The 18,095-nt window shown below is 40.1% G+C and carries 22 protein-coding genes; 5 read left to right on the forward strand and 17 right to left on the reverse strand.

The window, feature by feature from the left end:
- Positions 1–83: 83 nt before the first annotated feature.
- On the reverse strand, positions 84–380 hold the full coding sequence (locus QMF37_RS09650; RefSeq protein WP_071152810.1) for an AbrB/MazE/SpoVT family DNA-binding domain-containing protein: 297 nt from the start codon (positions 378–380) through the stop codon (positions 84–86).
- A 240-nt stretch (positions 381–620) separates the two neighbouring features.
- On the opposite strand from QMF37_RS09650, the gene QMF37_RS09655 reads away from it, so the two are divergent.
- The 4 genes from QMF37_RS09655 to QMF37_RS09670 are packed head-to-tail and all read left to right on the forward strand — an operon-like array spanning position 621 to position 1,977.
- A complete protein-coding gene (locus QMF37_RS09655; RefSeq protein ID WP_071152811.1) occupies positions 621–1,013 on the forward strand; it encodes a disulfide bond formation protein DsbD in 393 nt (130 codons plus the stop codon).
- Between the two features lie 55 nt (positions 1,014–1,068).
- Positions 1,069–1,269: a hypothetical protein gene (locus QMF37_RS09660; protein ID WP_071152812.1), complete on the forward strand. Its 201-nt coding sequence runs from the start codon at positions 1,069–1,071 to the stop codon at positions 1,267–1,269.
- 57 nt (positions 1,270–1,326) lie between these two features.
- Positions 1,327–1,506: a hypothetical protein gene (locus QMF37_RS09665; RefSeq protein ID WP_071152813.1), complete on the forward strand. Its 180-nt coding sequence runs from the start codon at positions 1,327–1,329 to the stop codon at positions 1,504–1,506.
- 18 nt (positions 1,507–1,524) lie between these two features.
- On the forward strand, positions 1,525–1,977 hold the full coding sequence (locus QMF37_RS09670) for a GNAT family N-acetyltransferase (RefSeq protein WP_071152814.1): 453 nt from the start codon (positions 1,525–1,527) through the stop codon (positions 1,975–1,977).
- Positions 1,978–2,005: 28 nt separating this feature from the next.
- Here QMF37_RS09670 and QMF37_RS09675 read toward each other — a convergent pair whose 3' ends face one another.
- Positions 2,006–3,211, reverse strand: coding sequence for an ABC transporter permease (locus QMF37_RS09675; protein ID WP_071152815.1), 1,206 nt, complete (start codon positions 3,209–3,211; stop codon positions 2,006–2,008).
- Positions 3,198–4,097 (reverse strand): ABC transporter ATP-binding protein, encoded by a 900-nt coding sequence (locus tag QMF37_RS09680; RefSeq protein ID WP_071152816.1) that lies wholly within the window; start codon positions 4,095–4,097, stop codon positions 3,198–3,200. Before QMF37_RS09680 ends, QMF37_RS09675 begins: the two co-directional genes overlap by 14 nt.
- 213 nt (positions 4,098–4,310) lie before the next feature.
- On the opposite strand from QMF37_RS09680, the gene QMF37_RS09685 reads away from it, so the two are divergent.
- The gene (locus QMF37_RS09685; protein ID WP_071152817.1) at positions 4,311–4,559 is read left to right on the forward strand and encodes a DUF4362 domain-containing protein; all 249 of its coding nucleotides are present in this window, start codon (positions 4,311–4,313) and stop codon (positions 4,557–4,559) included.
- Positions 4,560–4,656: 97 nt separating this feature from the next.
- On the opposite strand, the gene QMF37_RS09690 is transcribed toward QMF37_RS09685, so the two are convergent.
- The 14 genes from QMF37_RS09690 to QMF37_RS09755 all read right to left on the reverse strand — a co-directional run bounded on the left by QMF37_RS09690 (position 4,657) and on the right by QMF37_RS09755 (position 17,826).
- Positions 4,657–5,661 (reverse strand): histidinol phosphate phosphatase domain-containing protein, encoded by a 1,005-nt coding sequence (locus QMF37_RS09690; RefSeq protein WP_071152818.1) that lies wholly within the window; start codon positions 5,659–5,661, stop codon positions 4,657–4,659.
- Positions 5,661–6,443 carry a DeoR/GlpR family DNA-binding transcription regulator gene (locus QMF37_RS09695; protein WP_071152819.1) on the reverse strand — a complete coding sequence of 261 codons (783 nt, stop codon included), beginning with the start codon at positions 6,441–6,443 and terminating at the stop codon, positions 5,661–5,663. Before QMF37_RS09695 ends, QMF37_RS09690 begins: the two co-directional genes overlap by 1 nt.
- Entirely contained in the window at positions 6,440–7,444 is a 1,005-nt protein-coding gene (locus QMF37_RS09700; protein WP_283478148.1) for an ABC transporter ATP-binding protein, read from the reverse strand. Before QMF37_RS09700 ends, QMF37_RS09695 begins: the two co-directional genes overlap by 4 nt.
- Positions 7,441–8,226 (reverse strand): ABC transporter permease, encoded by a 786-nt coding sequence (locus tag QMF37_RS09705; protein WP_071152963.1) that lies wholly within the window; start codon positions 8,224–8,226, stop codon positions 7,441–7,443. The genes QMF37_RS09700 and QMF37_RS09705 overlap by 4 nt, the downstream gene beginning before the upstream one ends.
- Positions 8,226–9,002: an ABC transporter permease gene (locus QMF37_RS09710; protein ID WP_245830301.1), complete on the reverse strand. Its 777-nt coding sequence runs from the start codon at positions 9,000–9,002 to the stop codon at positions 8,226–8,228. Before QMF37_RS09710 ends, QMF37_RS09705 begins: the two co-directional genes overlap by 1 nt.
- A gap of 135 nt (positions 9,003–9,137) precedes the next feature.
- Positions 9,138–9,965 carry an alkaline phosphatase family protein gene (locus QMF37_RS09715; protein WP_078080772.1) on the reverse strand — a complete coding sequence of 276 codons (828 nt, stop codon included), beginning with the start codon at positions 9,963–9,965 and terminating at the stop codon, positions 9,138–9,140.
- Positions 9,955–11,049: an ABC transporter substrate-binding protein gene (locus QMF37_RS09720; protein WP_078080773.1), complete on the reverse strand. Its 1,095-nt coding sequence runs from the start codon at positions 11,047–11,049 to the stop codon at positions 9,955–9,957. Before QMF37_RS09720 ends, QMF37_RS09715 begins: the two co-directional genes overlap by 11 nt.
- Before the next feature lie 809 nt (positions 11,050–11,858).
- A complete protein-coding gene (locus QMF37_RS09725) occupies positions 11,859–12,764 on the reverse strand; it encodes an ABC transporter substrate-binding protein (RefSeq protein ID WP_262499835.1) in 906 nt (301 codons plus the stop codon).
- Between the two features lie 30 nt (positions 12,765–12,794).
- Positions 12,795–13,532, reverse strand: a complete 738-nt coding sequence (locus tag QMF37_RS09730; RefSeq protein WP_071152822.1) for an ABC transporter permease — start codon at positions 13,530–13,532, stop codon at positions 12,795–12,797.
- 4 nt (positions 13,533–13,536) lie between these two features.
- The gene (locus tag QMF37_RS09735) at positions 13,537–14,529 is read right to left on the reverse strand and encodes an ABC transporter ATP-binding protein (RefSeq protein WP_078080774.1); all 993 of its coding nucleotides are present in this window, start codon (positions 14,527–14,529) and stop codon (positions 13,537–13,539) included.
- 18 nt (positions 14,530–14,547) lie between these two features.
- On the reverse strand, positions 14,548–15,201 hold the full coding sequence (locus tag QMF37_RS09740) for an ABC transporter permease (RefSeq protein WP_008496180.1): 654 nt from the start codon (positions 15,199–15,201) through the stop codon (positions 14,548–14,550).
- 1,124 nt (positions 15,202–16,325) lie between these two features.
- A complete protein-coding gene (locus QMF37_RS09745) occupies positions 16,326–17,135 on the reverse strand; it encodes a TspO/MBR family protein (RefSeq protein ID WP_071152824.1) in 810 nt (269 codons plus the stop codon).
- 99 nt (positions 17,136–17,234) lie between these two features.
- Positions 17,235–17,546 carry a TIGR04104 family putative zinc finger protein gene (locus QMF37_RS09750; protein ID WP_071152825.1) on the reverse strand — a complete coding sequence of 104 codons (312 nt, stop codon included), beginning with the start codon at positions 17,544–17,546 and terminating at the stop codon, positions 17,235–17,237.
- Between the two features lie 4 nt (positions 17,547–17,550).
- On the reverse strand, positions 17,551–17,826 hold the full coding sequence (locus QMF37_RS09755; protein ID WP_078080775.1) for a hypothetical protein: 276 nt from the start codon (positions 17,824–17,826) through the stop codon (positions 17,551–17,553).
- Positions 17,827–18,095: the final 269 nt, after the last annotated feature.

Consider the following 18,095-nt stretch of genomic DNA (forward strand, 5'->3'; position numbering starts at 1 on the left):
CATTCCATTAGAAAAAGACTGCCGGGTTTTGATGCTCTGACAGTCTTTTCTTCATTCACTTCCCATGTATTTAACGATTTCGGTCATGCCTTCTTTGTTGATCCAAGATTCGCTTTCTTGTTTTGCAGCTCTTGCAAGAGAATGCGCGCGCCTGTCAGACTTAAGGTGAGCCCTGGCGCAAATTCTTTGTTTTCCGCTAATACCTCACCTGTTACCAAACAAGCACCGGCGGGTTGGTATTTTCTCAACACAATCACATCTTCTTCTACTAAAATCTCCACGGGATCTCCAACGCTCATTTCCATTCCGCTTCTCAGTTCTTTCGGAATGACGATGCGTCCAAGTGAGTCTGTGTTTCTTACGATTCCTGTAGTTTTCATGGGCACACTCTCCTTTTGTTACATACACGTTCTGGTCAGGTTCCTTCCTTACCGAAAGGAACGCACGTTCTCATTGTATCACTTCCCTGCTATTTCTGTGCGTACATTTTAGAAAAACTCCAGAGAATAAGTCTATTTTTTTAGCCCTAGGCATTTTGCTTGAAACAATGAAACGAATGCGCAGCTGATTCGTAATAAGGTTATAGACATTTTGAATTTTTACCAAGGAGGAACAGACACATGAACAAAAAAGCATGGAACTTGATGGGATGGGGACTTCTTTTCGCAATCGCGGTTTCGTGGATTGGTTTTGGTTATTCGAGCTGGTTTTTGTTGTTGCTTCCCTTAGCTCATCTTTCTTTTTCTGTTCGCGATGGCAGCATTAAAAAACTTGGAAAGTTGTCGTCTTCTCACTGGCTGCAGCTTTCATTCGCATTGGCGATTGCTGTTGCCGTTGTGTTTGGGCTTATTCTGCTCGCTAATTTTTTAATCTTGGATCTGTTGCACATGACGGGATGGAGCAAGACCGTCATTCAAGTAGTCGCTATTATTCTAGCGTTGTACCCTGCGAAGTTTCTGTACGCCCGCGTTGTGCATAAGGCTTTTGATGACGTGAAAATGGAAAAATCTTAAAGCTTGAGTGTTGGTTCATCTCCAGCTAGTGTTGAGGCCATAGGAGTGAATGCGCATGAACCACCCAAAATTGGTTTTCGTAGGTTACTTCATTTTGTTTCCCGTACTATTTCTGTTCAGTTCGTTGCTGTGGCGATTTGTCATTCGAAATGGTGAGTTACTCGTTGTCGCAACAGACGCGCTAGCTATTTTGGCTATTTATTATTTTATCGTCAGCGCTTTTTTGGTTACTCGGATGAACAGGTCTTCGTCCTGACGGCTACCTCGAGCTTTACTTTGGATCAAGGATGGATATAGAACAGGAGGACTAGAATTGAAAAAATATTACGCCTACCACTCGCTAATTATGACAATTTACGCCATCGTACTTCTTTACTGCCTGCTAAACAACCGATTTGTACCGGTTTTGATTGCAGCCATACTTGGCATGCCACTCATGATTTTAAATTACAAGAAAAATCATCCAGCTAGCAATCGTAAAGTCGTCAAATAAAAAAGGAGTGAATTTCGAATGATTTTCCGAAAAGCTGTTATAGAGGACCTACCTAACATTGTTCAGCTTCTAGCAGATGACGAATTGGGTACTACGCGTGAACGGTATGAAACTCCTTTGCCAGACTCTTACATCGAAGCGTTTAACGCGATAGAAGCTCAAGTTGGAAACCAGCTCCTGTTAGCTGTTGAAGGAGCTTCAATTATTGGCTGTCTTCAGCTGACGATTATTCCGGGTCTAGCAAGGCAAGGCATGAAACGCGCCCAAATTGAAGGTGTGCGTGTTGCTCAAAATCAGCGTGGAACCCAAATTGGCGAAGCTTTGTTTAAAGAAGCAATGGCCATTGCCAAAGCCGAACATTGCGGACTCGTTCAGTTAACCACAGATAAAAAACGGAAGGATGCTCATCGTTTTTATGCACGATTAGGATTTATCGCAAGCCACGAAGGCATGAAATTCATTTGTCCATAAAAAAAACCTTGCTTTCGCAAGATTTTTTTTATTTTTTGAACGATTTGACGACGTCTTTGAACTTGAGGCGGTTGCCGTAATTCAAGGAACCGAATTTGTAAATATGAATCGATAACGCGGCGAACAAGACGACGGTCCCCACCATAATCACACTTGAAATGAGCAGAGAAGTCATCGGCACACTGGTCAGCATATACCGAATCGGCATCGTAAATAGTGAGATAAATGGGATAAACGAAGTGACTTTTACGACTGCGTTATCAGGTGCGTTCATCGCAAATGTGGCGGCAAAGTACGCCAAAATAAACAAGAACGTAATTGGTGTTACGGATGAGTTAACATCTTCTACTTTGGACACCAAGCTGCCTAATGCGGCGTAAATAAACAAGTATAAAATATACCCCATTACGGAGAACAAGATGTACACGAGCAATACGTCCGCTGTCATTGATCCTTGCACCAGGTCTAACACAAACTGCGGGTAATTTTCTTTGTTTACCATAAATCCAATGACCCCAAATAATAGGATAGCAGCGACTTGCAGCATTCCAGTCAACCCAACGGCTCCTACTTTCCCAAGAATGAGGGTTCGGGGATTACTTGAGGTAATGAGCAACTCCATTGTACGGGAATCTTTTTCTCTCGCTACGGATGTCGCGACGTTCGCCCCGTAAAGCAGAATGAGCATGTACATCGTGATCATCACTGCAAACGCAATGGCGGTGCCTGACTGGGCATCCTTTCCGAGAAACACCGTTTCTTGTTCGATTGGTTGTGCTAAAATTTCACGGACTTCTTGACTGTCGATGCCTTTTTCTTCAAACAAACGCGTTTCGTTCAGTTGCTTTAACCGCGATTCAAAAACCAGTTGTTCGGTCGAATCCGTCGTGCTGTCAAAAGAGATATAGGTGTAGCTGTCGTAATCTTTTACGACAAACCCGGCTGTTTCTTCTTCGTTTTGTACAGCTTTTCTCAATTCGTCTTCAGTTGCGTAGCTTTCTTTTCCGAACACCGGACTGACGGCGTCTTTAATTTCTTTATTTGCATAAACGACGACAAATTCTTCGTTTTTCGCGGTGTCTTCTTCTTCGTCACTTCCAAACCAAATCATGAAGCTCGGAATGGTGGTGATGAGCAGTGTAATGATGCACATGATGGCCGTGGTAATGAGCAAGCTTTTCTTTCGTATCATGCCAAGGAATTCAAACGTAAAAACGGTTTTAAGCTTTTTCATTTTGATCACCTGTTTTCTCAATAAAAATTTCTTGAAGACTTGGTAAGTAATCCATAAACATTGTGAGTTCTATCCCTTGGCTAAATAGGTCTTCAACAAACGAGCGTTTCGTTTCGTTTGGTTGAAGCGTTAAAATAATGTCTTGTTTTTCAAGGGTGTAGTCATAGCCTGACAGAAAACTCAAGTTGTCTTGGTCTGCAAACCGTAAGCGCAGCTTGCCTTTGCCCATTCGTTTTCGAATGTCGTTTAAATCTCCACCTAATACAATCTTGCCGTTGTTGATAATGGCTATGTCATCGCAAAACGACTCGATGTACCCCATTTGATGGGAAGAAAAAATAATGATGCGATCTTCACGAATGTAATTTAATAACGAATCTTGGAAAATTTTTGAATTTACCGGATCCAGCCCAGAAAATGGCTCATCCAATATCAAAATATCCGGTTCGCAAATAAACGCTTGCGTAATTTGCACTTTTTGTTGGTTCCCTTTAGACAGCGTCTCGAGTTTTTGGTCTAAATAAATCGCAATGCCAAATTCTTCTGCCCATTTTTTCATGGAATGCTCGGCATCTTTTTTGTTTGCCCCGCGCAACTCCGCAAAATAAATCAACTGATCTTTTACTTTGAATTTCGAGTACATGCCGCGTTCTTCAGGCAAATAGCCAATGCGATAATCGGTCGGCTTGAATGTGTTGCCGTCTATTGTAATCGAACCGGTATCCGCCTCAAACACATCCATCAAAATTCGCATCGATGTCGTTTTTCCAGCACCGTTTCTTCCTAAATAACCAAAAATCTGTCCTGAGTTAATCGTTAAGTTGATGCCTTTTAACACATGTTTGTTGTTAAAGGATTTGTTTAGTTCTTCGATTACGAGTTTCATGTTGACACCTCCACAGAGTAAATTCATCTCTTTGAATCTATCTTAACACAGAACTTTTTCCATTATAACCCATCTTTATTTTATACTGTTTACAAAATGAACTTTATAAGTTCAGGCTGTCCCTATGTAAGCGGGTTACGTGTTGCGAAAAGTTTTGTCTTTCATTTTATTGGCCCTATTCTAAAGTTCCTGTAATCCTGTTAGGATAGCGACATGGTGTTCGAGCAAGGAGAACTCATCGTTAATTCGGATAAATTCAGAGCATTTACCCGAAATCTTACAAATGAAAAAGAAGATAAAATTTGTATTGTTCCAAGAACTACAGAGGGCGATCCAATTTTTGATACATTAGATTATAATGGCGACAATGTTGCGCATACGTATAATAATTCTCATAATGAAGTTGGAGGTTCAATATCAGAACACAAAATAGGTGAGTATGACGGACTTGCAACTACATGATCGTGACATTAAAAACGCACTGAACCTTAAGCTTAGGGTTCAGTGCATTTTAGTATCTGGTTTTCTTGTTCATTATTTCGTTTTTAGGGTCGCTAAATTAGATAAGATGAGATTTTTTTGCTCGCTGATCAAAGCTTACTAAGCTTTTCACACCTAGTTTTTTCAACATTTCCTTGTTATCCGCAGTGTAATTCCCAAGATCGTCGGGGTAATGGCTATCAGAAGATAAGGTAAATTCGACTCCTCGTTCTACTAAAGTTGTTAAAAAAGAAGGTCCTGGACACATCTCTTTTACTGGATACCGATAATACAGCCCCGCATTCACTTCAGTTGCCGTGTTTGTTTCGACAAGTGCGTTGGCTATCTTTTCATGCCATACTTGGTTGAAGCTTATATCTTGTACTTGGTAGTTAAAGACTTTTAAGTTGTCCAAATGAGCGACAAAATCAAATAACTCTGAACGAATTGCGTTTTCTACTATGATGTAAAACCGATTATACAATTCTTTTAAATCATATTTTAGAAACACATCCGCAGTTTGAGGATTATCGAATCCCCAACCATCGACAAAGTGAACAGATCCGATAACAAAATCCCACGCGTATTCTCCTAATAATTCGGTTAGTTCTGTTTCGCATCCTTCAAAATAATCTGCTTCTATTCCGAGTTTTAACTCAATTCCTTGCAGCCGCCACTTTTCTTTTTCTTTTTCGATTGCCTCAACAAAATCAACCATATTTTCGGTCATGACATGATTTAACCACGCTGATTGAGCCCTTCCGATTGGGTGTATAGGATCCAAAATCATATTCTTTTCAAAATAACTCCGTGTTTCTTTAAAGCGGTATAAATGATCCACGATGCCAACTTTCTTCAAACCTAATTGCTTTGCCTTTTCTAAATACAAATCCAACCAAAAACTGCTAAAGCAACCTTGGTCAACTCGCTTTTGCAATTGCTTTGTTTGCCAGCGCATGAATGCTTTTGACCCTTTTTCTAAATCGGCCGGTGCTCCAAAAGATGACAAAGTTTTAGCCGTTCGTTCCAACCACTTGACTGTATAGGGTCCTTCTTCTAAGTGAACATGAAAATCCATTTTCATTATTCTACTCCACCTTTCACGACTGTCCACAGCGACTCGTATTCCGACCAGTCTTCTGGACACGATTGATCACAGAGCACTTCTGTTAGTTCGTCCAAACTGCAGATGCTGTAAAACGATTGTTCTCCGATTTTAGTTGCATCAGTTAATAAGATCCTGCTGTTGCTTTGTTTCACCATCTTTGACGATACGATTGATTCATCCATATCAAAGTCAAAAACAGTTCCATTTTTCACTCCGCCACACGATAAAAAAACTTTGTCGAGACTCATTTTCGTTAACCACTCGACAGTTACCGGTCCTGCCACTGAAGACTGTGCCGGATTGGTGATGCCTCCGAGTAACAATACTTTTCCCGTTATCCGCCTTTCTTCTAATGCTAGATTAAAACGTTCGGCAGCAGCAAGCGAATTTGTTACGACCGTTAAGTTGTGCACGCCCTCCAAATAATCGGCCAAATGCACAGTGGTCGTTCCTACATCAACGCCAATGGTATCCCCATCTTCAATACGGCTAGCAGCGGCTTTTGCAATTAGTTGCTTGACTCTTTTTTGCATATCCAGTTTCCGCTTAAACTGCGGTTCCGTTCGAAGTTTCAAAAACGGAATAGCCCCTCCGTGAACTCGAGTTAATAATTGGCGGTTTTCCAATTCGCCCAAATCTCTACGTATCGTTTCTGGTGCGACGTCCAGCTGTTCGGCAATATCCACGACCGATATTTTCTGTTTTTCTTGTAATTGCTTAACTATGTATTGAAATCTCTCCATTTTTAAGTAGGTCATTGCAGATAAATCACATCTTCCGGAGAGATATAGCAGTCGTATTCTTTTCCAACTTCGATAGACTGTCCGCGACGGTGCAATTGTTCGACAGAAAACTCACGGTCTCCTGACAGAAAAACCGTTCGAATAACATTTCCACTCATGGCTGATTTTTTAGCAACCGCTTTTATCCGGTAGTCAGCGTCAGTTCCTTCAAACGATATTGCTTCCGGACGAATGGCTAGTTTGTCGCCTGTTTTCGTTAAGTTTTTTCCAATCAGCTCTTCTAATTGTGTTTTGCTGAAAACATTGTAATGTCCGATAAAATTTGCAATAAATTCAGTTTGGGGCTTCGTGTAAATGTCAGTAGGCGTTCCACATTGCGCAATTTCGCCTTTATTCATGACGAAAATCTTGTCAGAGACGGCCATCGCTTCTTCTTGGTCATGCGTCACGAGAATCATCGTAATCCCCATTTGACTTTGAATCGAACGCAGATCCGCTTGCAGTTTTTTTCGAATTTGTGCATCTAACGCACTTAATGGCTCATCTAAAAGTAACACTTTCGGTTTAACGATTAACGCACGCGCTAAAGCAACTCGTTGCTGTTGACCGCCGGATAATTCGTGAGGATATGCTTTTTCTTTATCGGATAGGTGAACAACTTCTAAAATTTCTTTCACTCTTTTTTTGATTTCTGCCGCAGGTGTTTTATTGATCGTTAAGCCGAACGCTACATTTTCATGCACTGTCATATTAGGGAACAAGGCGTAGGATTGAAACACCATGCCTATTTCACGTTTTTTGGTCGGAACTTTTTCCATGTGTTTGTCTTCAATTTTCACACTACCAGACGTTGCTTCTGTTAACCCTGCCAGTATTCGTAAAATGGTGCTTTTTCCACAACCGCTCGGCCCTAAAAGGGTAACGAATTCTCCTCTTTCAATCGACATATCAATCGAAGAAAGAACCGTCGAGGTGCCGTAATTTTTTTGCAAGTTTTCTATTTGAACATAACTCATGACTTCACCAGACCTTTCGATTGTTTAGTCAACACGGAGATCGCCAATGTCAAAATCCCCATTAAAACAAGATAAACAAAGACAACGGCACTTGCTATATGTCCGCTTGTACTCAATTTTTCCATCAAGTAAATTTGAACGGTTTCAAATCGCGAGCCGACAACTAAGTTAATCAGCACAAATTCTCCAAATAAAATCGAGAACGATAACAAAGCACCAACAAATAATCCTGGATATATGGCCGGCAGCAAGACTTTAACAAAAGCTTGACGTTTTGAAGCACCTAATAATTCCGCTGCATCTAATAATTGTTTGGCATTAACATTTCTAAGACTGTTGCGAGTTCCTTGATAAATGTACGGAAAAATACTGATGATATAGACACCTAACACTGCCAAAATCATCGGTATCCCTAGTTGCGTATATGTACGGATCAAGCCAACCGCTAAAATAACACCCGGGAAGGCATAAACTAACACAACAATGGTTTGCATCCATTTTTCATATTTCGGAAAATACAGCACAATCACAAATATTGCGGGGACTACGAAAAAAAAAGCAAGAACTACAGCACTCCCTGACAACAATACCGAACGTCCAAACGCTTGGATAAACTCCACGTCTTGAAATAGAATCGCGAGCCATTTAAAAGTTAACCCTTCTGGTAAAACTGTCCTGTTCCATTCCGTCGCAAAAGCATAAAGCGCAGTGGCCACAATGGGCAATAGTAAATACAACATGAGAAACAGCAAGAACAAGTCAGCTACTCCCTTTTTCTTTATCATAAATTTCTCCTCGTTTTCTTAATGCTCCATTCACTGAGAACCATTGCCGAAATCATCGTGGCTCCAAGTAACACGGCGATGGCACTGGCCAGTTCCGGTTGGGCAAAAATATCACCCGATAGCAACGTTCCAATTCGGATAGCTGCTAAATTATAGTCACTTCCCGTTAACGCATAGGCCGATGCATAAGCGCCCATTGCATTCGCAAACAACACACTAAAAGTCCCCACAATTCCTGGGAGCATCACTGGAATACCAATTTTCATCCAAAATTGAACTGTATTCGCACCTAATAAGGCAGCAGCTTCTTTCCATTGCTGTTGAATTCCATAATAAATCGGATACAGCAGCATGAGGGATAATGGCAACTGAAAATAAATATAAATCAGTAGCAAGCCGCTCCAGCTATATAGAGAAAAAGAAGCAAGCGCATCTATGTTCCATTTCTCAAACAATAAGGTAAACAGCCCACTGTTGCCAAGCAACACAATAAATGCAAAAGCCAGTGGAATACCTGAAAAATTCGATGTCAAATTAATCATGACTAAAATTCGCTCTTTTACGGGATCTGTAAAGCGCATCATTGCGTAAACCGCAAATAACGAAACGACAAGCGCGACAAGCGCAGAAACAGCCGATAACGTAATGCTGTTTTTGAATCCTTGTAAGATATAGCTGTTGAACAAAACCGTTTTGTACTGATTTAACGTAAAGCCCTCGCTGTCAGTAAAACTCGATAAGAACATATTCACTAAAGGCAAAACAAAAAACATCACGATTAACAGCATGAACGGAATAAGTAAAAATAAGGATTTATTTTTAGGTGTCAAATGATCACTGCTTCCATTAAAATTGTCATTTTACTTTTTTTTATATCTAGGTACATGAACTATCGTAAGCACTACAATTCAAGCACGAAGACATTCTTCCATTTTTAAAGGCATCATGGCTTTTGACGGTTCGATTCCTAATAACTGACAGACTAACGGCGCAATCATCAATTGTGAAACGAGTTCATCAGATATTCCCGCAGTTATTTTTTCTGAGACTATAAACAATGGCACATGGCGATCCTCCGCTGTATTTCCGCCATGATTGCCATCTGCCGTCATTCCATGGTCCGCCGTAATGATAATGTCGTACCCGCTTTCTTTGCACAACGGGATAAACGTTGATAACAATGCATCCACGGCAAGTACCCGATTCCGGTATTCTTTTGAATCCGCAGTAAATTTGTGACCGTCATCATCTACGTTCATCGGGTGAATATAAAGAAAATCAGGTTGTTTTTTTTCCATGAGCCACGAGGCTTCCGCAAACAAATGGCTATCGGGGTAATGATCTTCAAAGTAAAAAAACCCATTTTCAATCGGCAATTCCGTATCTAGTTGAATGCGATCTTGAATTTCATTGAAAGGAGCGGAATTATACAATTCACTTACCCAATGATAGGCGGCAGCGGCCGTTGTTCTCCCGCTGTCTTTCGCCAAATGGAATAAACTTTGTTGCGTGGATAACCGTACCGTTCGATTGCTATTAACCCCATGGACGACAGGAGGTGTACCTGTCAAAATGGTTTCGTATAAAGGCCTGGAAAGTGATGGAACTTCTGAGCGCACTTTATAACGCGCAGCTTTTTCATGTTCTACTAAATGTTGTAAATACCCCATATGGCTACAAGCCGTATCAAACCGAAGTGCATCTATAACAATCAGAACCACGCGATTAGTTGCCATGGATTAATACCTGTTCTTGCCACATTTGAGGAATATTCTTAGTTGCTTCTTCCCAAGCCGCTTGGTCTTTAACTGGCTGTGTGTTGGTATACATTTCATCCGGTAATAGCATTGCTTTTACTTCTGAGGAAAGTTCTACATTTTCACGAATAGGACGAGCATAGCCCTTTGCTAAATTTTCTTGTCCTTCATCTGACAGAATATACTCTCTTGCCAACATCGCAGCATGAGGATTTTGAGCATACTTGTTAATTACTGTAGCGTAACCTGACATAATGGATCCTTCTTCAGGAATGACAATATCAAATCGGGATTCATCGATTTGATTGCTATAGCCTAATGCATTGAAATCCCACATGATGGCAACATCAATCTCGCCTTTTTCAAGGTTTGCGACTGTTGGATCTCCTTGCAAACGTCCTTGTTCCGCCAATTCCGCAAAAAAGTCGATACCTGGTTGCAGATTTTTTTCATCTCCACCAAAAGCCATTGCTGCCCCTAAAATAGCAAATTGTGCTTGATTTGCCGTTAAGGCATCACCAATGCTTACAATATACTCACCGTTTTTAAGGTCTTCCCAAGATTTCGGAGGATTTTCAACATTGTTGGTATCGGTTAGGAATGCCATCGTTCCGGTATAGCCAACGATCCAATGCCCTTCATCATCTTTTGCCCATTCCGGAATATCCTCCCAGTAACTTGTTTTATACGCTTGCGTCAATCCTTTTTCTTCAGCAATCGGTCCAAATGCGACTCCGACATCGCCCATATCAGCAGAAGCATTGTCTTTTTCCGCTTCGAACTTTGCCAATTCTTCTGCACTCGACATATCTGTATCGGTATGAGTTATGTCAAACTCAGTTTCTATTTCACTCCACGTTTCTACCCAGTTTGCCCATGTGTCAGGCATGCCGACAGAATTTACTTCGCCTTCTACTTTTGCTTTTTCGATGACTTCTTCTTTCGTTAAGGAATTTCCATCAACTTGTGCACTTACACTTTCTTTATCACCAGAGCATGCCGCCAATACACTTACTGCCATAATTCCCAACACACTCTTTTTTAAAATTTGCTTAAAGACCATTTTGAAACCCCCTATTTGTTTTTGTTTGTTTTTGTTTGATTACACTAATAATCATAACGAACAAACATTGAGCCAGTATGGAGTCTTTACTAACGATTCGTAAAGATTGTTAAGAGAGTGTGAAGAACATATAGGGTTACTTCTTTATTTCAATATAAAAAAGCACTGAATTTAGAGCTTTAAAATAGCGCTAAATTCAGTGTTTTTTTGTTCCCACAGGTTTTATCATCTTCCATTATTTTTATAATTTTATTGAACAAGATGCCTAATTCTACAACTACTAGTAGCGTAACTACGATTGGCCACAAAATAGTGCATCCTTTTTTCGTAATTACGAGCAGAATGAAGAGAAATTCCAGATTTTGTAGAGGTTTTACTGCTATAGATTTCGTATGTAGCGTGAAACTCTTTTGAAATCAATGCTTTCTACTTATTCCATTCTAATAATTCCCATTTATTTGGATATACTGTCGAGTTTAGTAGAAATACTGTCCGTTTCACAGCGAATACTGTCCGAATAGGGATGAATACTGTCCAAATTACGCTGTTTACTAGCGAATTAAAAACAGATCCTAGCCTCAACTAAAACCAACCATAAAAATCTCTTCCAAAGAAATCTGGTGGCTGGTTTAATTCAGATAATCTATTAGTCACATAAAAAATGTTTACACTCATCCCTTATTGTAAAAACCGGACACAATTTGGTATACAACGTTACAAATTTCCCCACAAAAAAACGTACTTTCATTTAGAGCTTTGTAACAGCTCTAAACAGAGTACGTTTTTCTCTTTTTCTACTTTACAGCCAGCTACTCTTCTTCTAAAAAGTCATTTTCAACAAGCCAGTCGTAAGCAACTACAGAAACACTTTGCCCTTCAATATCGACGAGGTAATTCAGTTCTCTCATAATGTCGCTGTTTAGGCTTTCTGCCAAGCGAGCTGTAATTTCTTCAATTTCTGGGTACTCTTCAAACACTTCTTGATTGATCGCGACAGCTGCTCGGTATGGCGGAAAGAATCGTTTGTCATCTTCTAACACGACTAAGTCATAATTTCTGATCGTAGCATCTGTTTCAAAGGCTACTGAAACGTCAACTTGCTCATTGTCTAATGTCCGTTGCGTCAATCCTAAGTCCATTTGACGCACTTGGCTAGAACCAAATTCAAAACCATAGGTCTCTTCTACACCTGGCAAGCCGTCTGAACGATTTGCAAACTCAGCATCAGCGGCCATCGTCAACTTTCCAGGATTTTCGTTGACATAGTCTGAAAGATCACTGATGGATTTGATGCCGAGTTCTTCTGATTGTTCGCTTCTCATCGCGAGCGCATAGGTATTGTTGACACCCGACATATTCATCCAGTGGATGTCGTTTTTGATATCATTTTCTTTTACCTTTTCAAAAGCAGCATCGGGGTCAGCAATGGATTCTTCGCCCATATACGTAATAAGTGCCGTTCCCGTGTATTCCCACATCATGTCTACTTGACCATTTTCTAATGCTGAACGAACGACACTACTGCCAAGGTTGTTCATTTGGTTGACTTTAAAGCCTTCATCTACTAATAAGAATGCCGTCATCTCTGACAGTAAGTATTGTTCCGTATAGTTTTTTCCCCCGACCGTCACTTCTTTTCCGGTCACGCCTATTCCTGAACAGGCCGACAAGATCACCGCAGCAATCAGCAGAGGGACCAGTTTGAGTAAGTTCATGACAAATTTCAATACCTCCTATCCCTATTGCTAAGCTTCCTCAATACGCCTCGATCCTTTTGGCACAACGAGATATTCGATTTTACGCAAAATATAATCAGCTAAAATCGCCAATAAAGTTACAGGGATGGCTCCAGAAATCAGGAAGCCGTTATCAAATAAGTTAATCCCAGTAAAGATCCAAACACCAAGTCCACCTGCACCAACCACATAGGCTAGAGCCGCTGTACCAATGTTCAAGACAACAGCCGTTCGGATGCCGGCAAGGATGGAGTAAGCCGAATTAGGAAGCTCGACACGAAATAAAATCTGATAAGGTTTCATTCCCATCCCTTTTGCCGCATCGATCATATTCTTGTCAATAGAGTCAATGCCTGCCACTGTGTTTCTGAAAATTGGCAGGATCGAATAAATAAACAATGCAAAAACGGCCGATTTAAAACCGATACCTAAAATACTAATCATTAATGCCAGAACTGCTAGACTGGGAATCGTTTGTCCCAAATTGGCGACATTGGAAACCAACCATTCGGCTTTTTTGAATTTGGGTCTAGTGATGAGAATGCCTGCTGGTACAGCTATCAAAATAGCGAGAATTGAAGAGACCAGTACTAAAACAATATGCTGTCTCAGCAACACCAAAAATGTTCCTGATTGAGTAAAGATGTAGTCAAAATAGCTATTGGCAACTGCCCAAATAAAGAATGTGGCGACCAATGCATAAAGCGCGTATTTGACAATATTGCCTATCCATTTTTTTCGATTCACCGAATCACCCTTCCTGAGATGCGGACATTTTCCCTTTTATTTCGAAATGTAGGTATTTTTGAACAAGATCGATTGTGATTGTGCCAATATTTTCATTCTGATCGTTTTTCACAATTACTTGATCTGCTTCTTGATTCATCAGCATCGACAACGTATTGCGTAAATCCTGATGGATATTGATCGTTTTCGTATCTTGAATCGATTCGTCAACCGGACCAAGTCCAATGATTTTTTGTAAATCTTCTACCGTGTGTAAGCTTAAACTTTTAATGGCGCGATCTTTGCCAAAAAATTGAGAGACAAATTCATTTTTGGGATGCGATAACATTTTCGAAGGCGTATCAAATTGCATAATTTCTCCGTCACGCAAAAGTACGATTTTATCTGCCATTTTGATCGCTTCGTCAATGTCGTGACTGACAAACAGAATGGTTTTTTTCACTTCTCGCTGAATTTGTAGAAATTCTTCTTGAATCTTGTCTCTGATAATGGGATCTAGTGCACCAAAAGGTTCATCCATTAGCATGACAGGCGGATCGGCTGCAAGCGCACGCACAACCCCGATACGTTGCTGCTGACCACCCGACAATTCGTGCGGCAGGCGCTTGCCGTAATCATGGGCATCTAGTCCAATCAGTTTCATCAAATATTCAAAGCGCCCACGCTTATCTTTTTTACTCCACCCTAAAAGATCAGGAACGAGCATAACGTTTTCTTCAATTGTCATATTAGGAAAAAGCCCGTTGCTTTGAATGACGTATCCAATTTTCCTTCTTAACTCGATGGCATCTAAATCTTTGGAGTTTTCATTATTAATAATGATTTCGCCTTCTGAAATAGACTCCAACCGGTTGACCATTCGCAATAGCGTTGTTTTTCCACAGCCGGAAGGACCGAGCAATACAACGATTTTTCCTTCTTCAACAGTAAAATCAACATCGTTGACGGCTACGATCTCGTCACCATATCGTTTTGCTACATTCTTAAATGAAATCATATGCTCACCTCTCTGGAGTTAATCGGTTAACGCTTTAATGGTAAAACGTTTTTGAATCAATAATAAGATGGAATCTGCAATGATGGCGAGTATTGCAACAGCGATAGAGCCACTGATGATTAAGTAGTTGTCACCTCTGCTAATTCCTTGTGTAATTAAAACCCCAAGGCCGCCCGCGCCGATATACGAAGCGATGACGGCTATCCCGATATTCATGATGACAGCTGTTCGTACGCCTGCCATAATAACGGGCATAGCATTTGGAATTTCGACACGCAACAAGCGCTGATGCGTTTTCATACCCATGCCAATCGCAGCATCGCGCATTTCTGGATTAACGTTTTTGATGCCCGTATACGTATTGCGGATAATCGGCAGTTGTGAATACAAGACTAGCGCAACGAAAGCTGGCACAAAGCCAATTCCTTGATTGATAAGAGAAAAAATAGGAATCATTACGCCAAAAAGTGCGATACTTGGAATTGTTAATGTAATAGAAGCAATTTGAAGAACTGTGTCTGCTAGGTACTGGTTCGTAGTCAAGTAAATACCAAGTGGAATACCAATTAAAAGTGCCACGATAATTGCTAAAGAAACCAGCACAGCATGATCAATTGTCAGCTCTAAAATACGCGGAGCATTTACCTCAAGAAATCGAAGCCACTTTTCCATTGAAACACCTCCCTTCTATATTTAAAAACCACTAGCTGAATTGAAGCTTGATTCGACAACTATACTTGTTAAAAGCATTTATCTTGTTAAAAAAATAAGACGACTTAAGAGCGCGGAAACCTGCCGCATTCATAAGTTATCTAATCCGCATTCTTTAAATACTAGAGCACATTAATTGTCTTTATTGTCCGTAAATCCATAACCATTAGAATTTTCACTTTATTCAACGCATAGAAATACCCGTTATTTTGTTGTTGTTGGGAAATTATGTTTCTTTGATATTTTCTAAGTATATCATACTTTTCATGGTCATTTTTTACCGATAGGCTTCCTTTAGCTGGTTCACCGACTTGTGAATTCAATAGAAAAAGGCCTCCGATCTTACGGAAAGCCTTTTATGAAATTCCATTATTCGCTTAATCCTATCGACTTTTATACCCTTTCAAATAGGATTTCTCAGAAGTGCTACCCATCTGCGTGTTGACAGGCGCTTCTTTATTGCCTCCCATTAATCCTTGACCGAGTGGATTCCAAGTCAGCGAGCTAATCGTTCAAGTGATTAGTCAGTTGATGGTAGAATACCGCTTCGTAATGCGCCTTTAAGGTCTGTGTTTCTCCCATGAATGATTTATAATGAGCAAAATTCCAAATGCTCCGACTGCTAGTAAAGTGAATATGATTGGCGACAAACTAACGTCCTCTTTATTATTTACGAGCTGAATAAAGAAAATTTTGGGTTTCCTAAAGGTTGTATTGATAGAAAATTTATATTTAGGCTGGATTTTGGGAAAACTCTTTTGAAATCAATGCTTTCCACTTATTCTACTCGAATAATCCCCATTTATTTGGATATACTGTCGAGTTTAGTAGAAATACTGTCCGTTTCACAGCGAATACTGTCCGAATAGGGATGAATACTGTCCAAATCACGCTATTTACTAGCGAATCAAATTTTCACGAGATTAAGTTAAAGTTGTGAAATAGCCTCCTTATTAAAATCAATAATCTTGAAAAAGCTACTACCCAATCTTTTACTGAAAGAACAGTTGTAGAGAGATAAATTAAAACAGCCACAAAATCTCTTCAAAGGAGACTTTGTGGCTGTTCTTATTTAATTACTTTTATTAACTTGTTGTTCTCGGAAAAAGCGCTTTGTCGTTTTTAAAAAATGTCCATATGCTGGAAATCAACAATGAGACGATTCCAGCCACTAAAACTGCTTGAATCGTTGTTATCATCGATGCGTCTAATACCCCGCTCGCGTACGCGCTATAGATACCAAAGAAAGCCCATGCGATTGGAAGTGGAAATGCGGCGTTTTTGTATAGAGCCAAGTAGTAGAACACAAATCCAATAGCAACAAACAAAATGATGATTGTCCAAATTGAATCGGATAGTCCGAATCCGCCCCACTCTTGTTGGACTAAAAATAACGATGAGTTAACGATTGTCGCGATAAAAACCCATGAGCTGTAAAGGGTAAAACTGATGCCTGCCAGCGTACTCGGAAATTGAGAGCGATTGTTCGTGATCTTTTTGACGATCAGGATCAATGAAAACAGCAATCCCAAAATTAGGAAAGTTGAAAGTCCAAGTAATTCGTAGGAGAACACGATAATCCACGCCATATTGAATACTGCACTGGCAATAAATAAGGGCGATACCAATCGAATGAGTTTACCTACATGTTGATCTTTTCGTTTAATAAAGAAATAAACCAATGTCACTAGGAGTAGCGTATAAATCACGCCCCAAATCGAAAACGTGAAAGGTGCCGGTGAGATGAGCGTCATATACTTGTCTGATAAATCCTTTTGACTCATGCCATTAAAAAATCCAGATGACCCAAGATAATTTACCCCTAAGGTTAGGAAATAAAAAATCAAATTCAAGATGGAGAACAGCGTTGTTTTTTTACGTGTTTTTTCGTCCATAAGGATTACGCCTCCTGATTTATAGTTTTCAAAAATTGCATCGCTTTAATAAGTTTTCCCTTATGTACACTCTACTAAACAAAACAGTGAGTATAGCCCCTACATTTTATAAGTCGACATAGGGTCGTCATTCGAAAGTTTCATCATAAATGGATACAACCCTAAAAACACGAGCATTAACGCGGTTGCAAGAAAGAAAATGCCTAAGCCATCAAGGTCTAAAATTAGCGTTAATGCGATAATGAGCAATGCTGGCATGTAACTAGAAATGGCGGTTAGCTTTCTCGACTTAGGTATGAGGTATTGGGTCTTTTCGCAATAAGGACACTTGGCTTTATTACGAAACTTGGCTATATTTTTCACCCCTGTTTTCCACGGCCATTTTTGACCACAATTTTCACAAGTTGGCATGATTTCACTCCTTCCCCAAATGATTTTCTCGATGATCTGTTTGCATATAGCGAACAAAGTAAGCACCAGTGACTAGCAATGTTAGGGTTAGCGCCATAGTGATAACACCGAGAAAGTTTAACCAATAGCCGACTAAGTTAACGATACTGATTAGTAAAAAACAAATCGCTGTCACTCTACTTTTAGGGTCTGTATGGGTTGTCTCTTTCGTTTTGATGATTTTATTGATTGAGATGCTTAATGCTGCGACTGCTAGTAACGTAAATACGATTGGCCACAAAATAATGCCTCCTTTTATTTCCTGTACCTGTATTTACGAGTCGAATTAAAGAGAAGTTTCGGATTTTCTCGAGGTTTTATTATCAGAGACTTCGTATACTGAGAAATCCCATTGAAATCAATATTTTTTACTTATCTTCCGCTCATCATTTCCAATTATTTGGATATACCGTCCGATTTAGTAGAAATACTGTCCGATTTTGCTCAAATACTGTCCGAATAGGACTGAATACTGTCCGAATCACAGCAGTTACTAGCGAACGAGATCTT

The organism is Planococcus sp. S3-L1, assembly GCF_030063085.1.
GTDB classification, from domain to species: domain Bacteria; phylum Bacillota; class Bacilli; order Bacillales_A; family Planococcaceae; genus Planococcus; species Planococcus kocurii.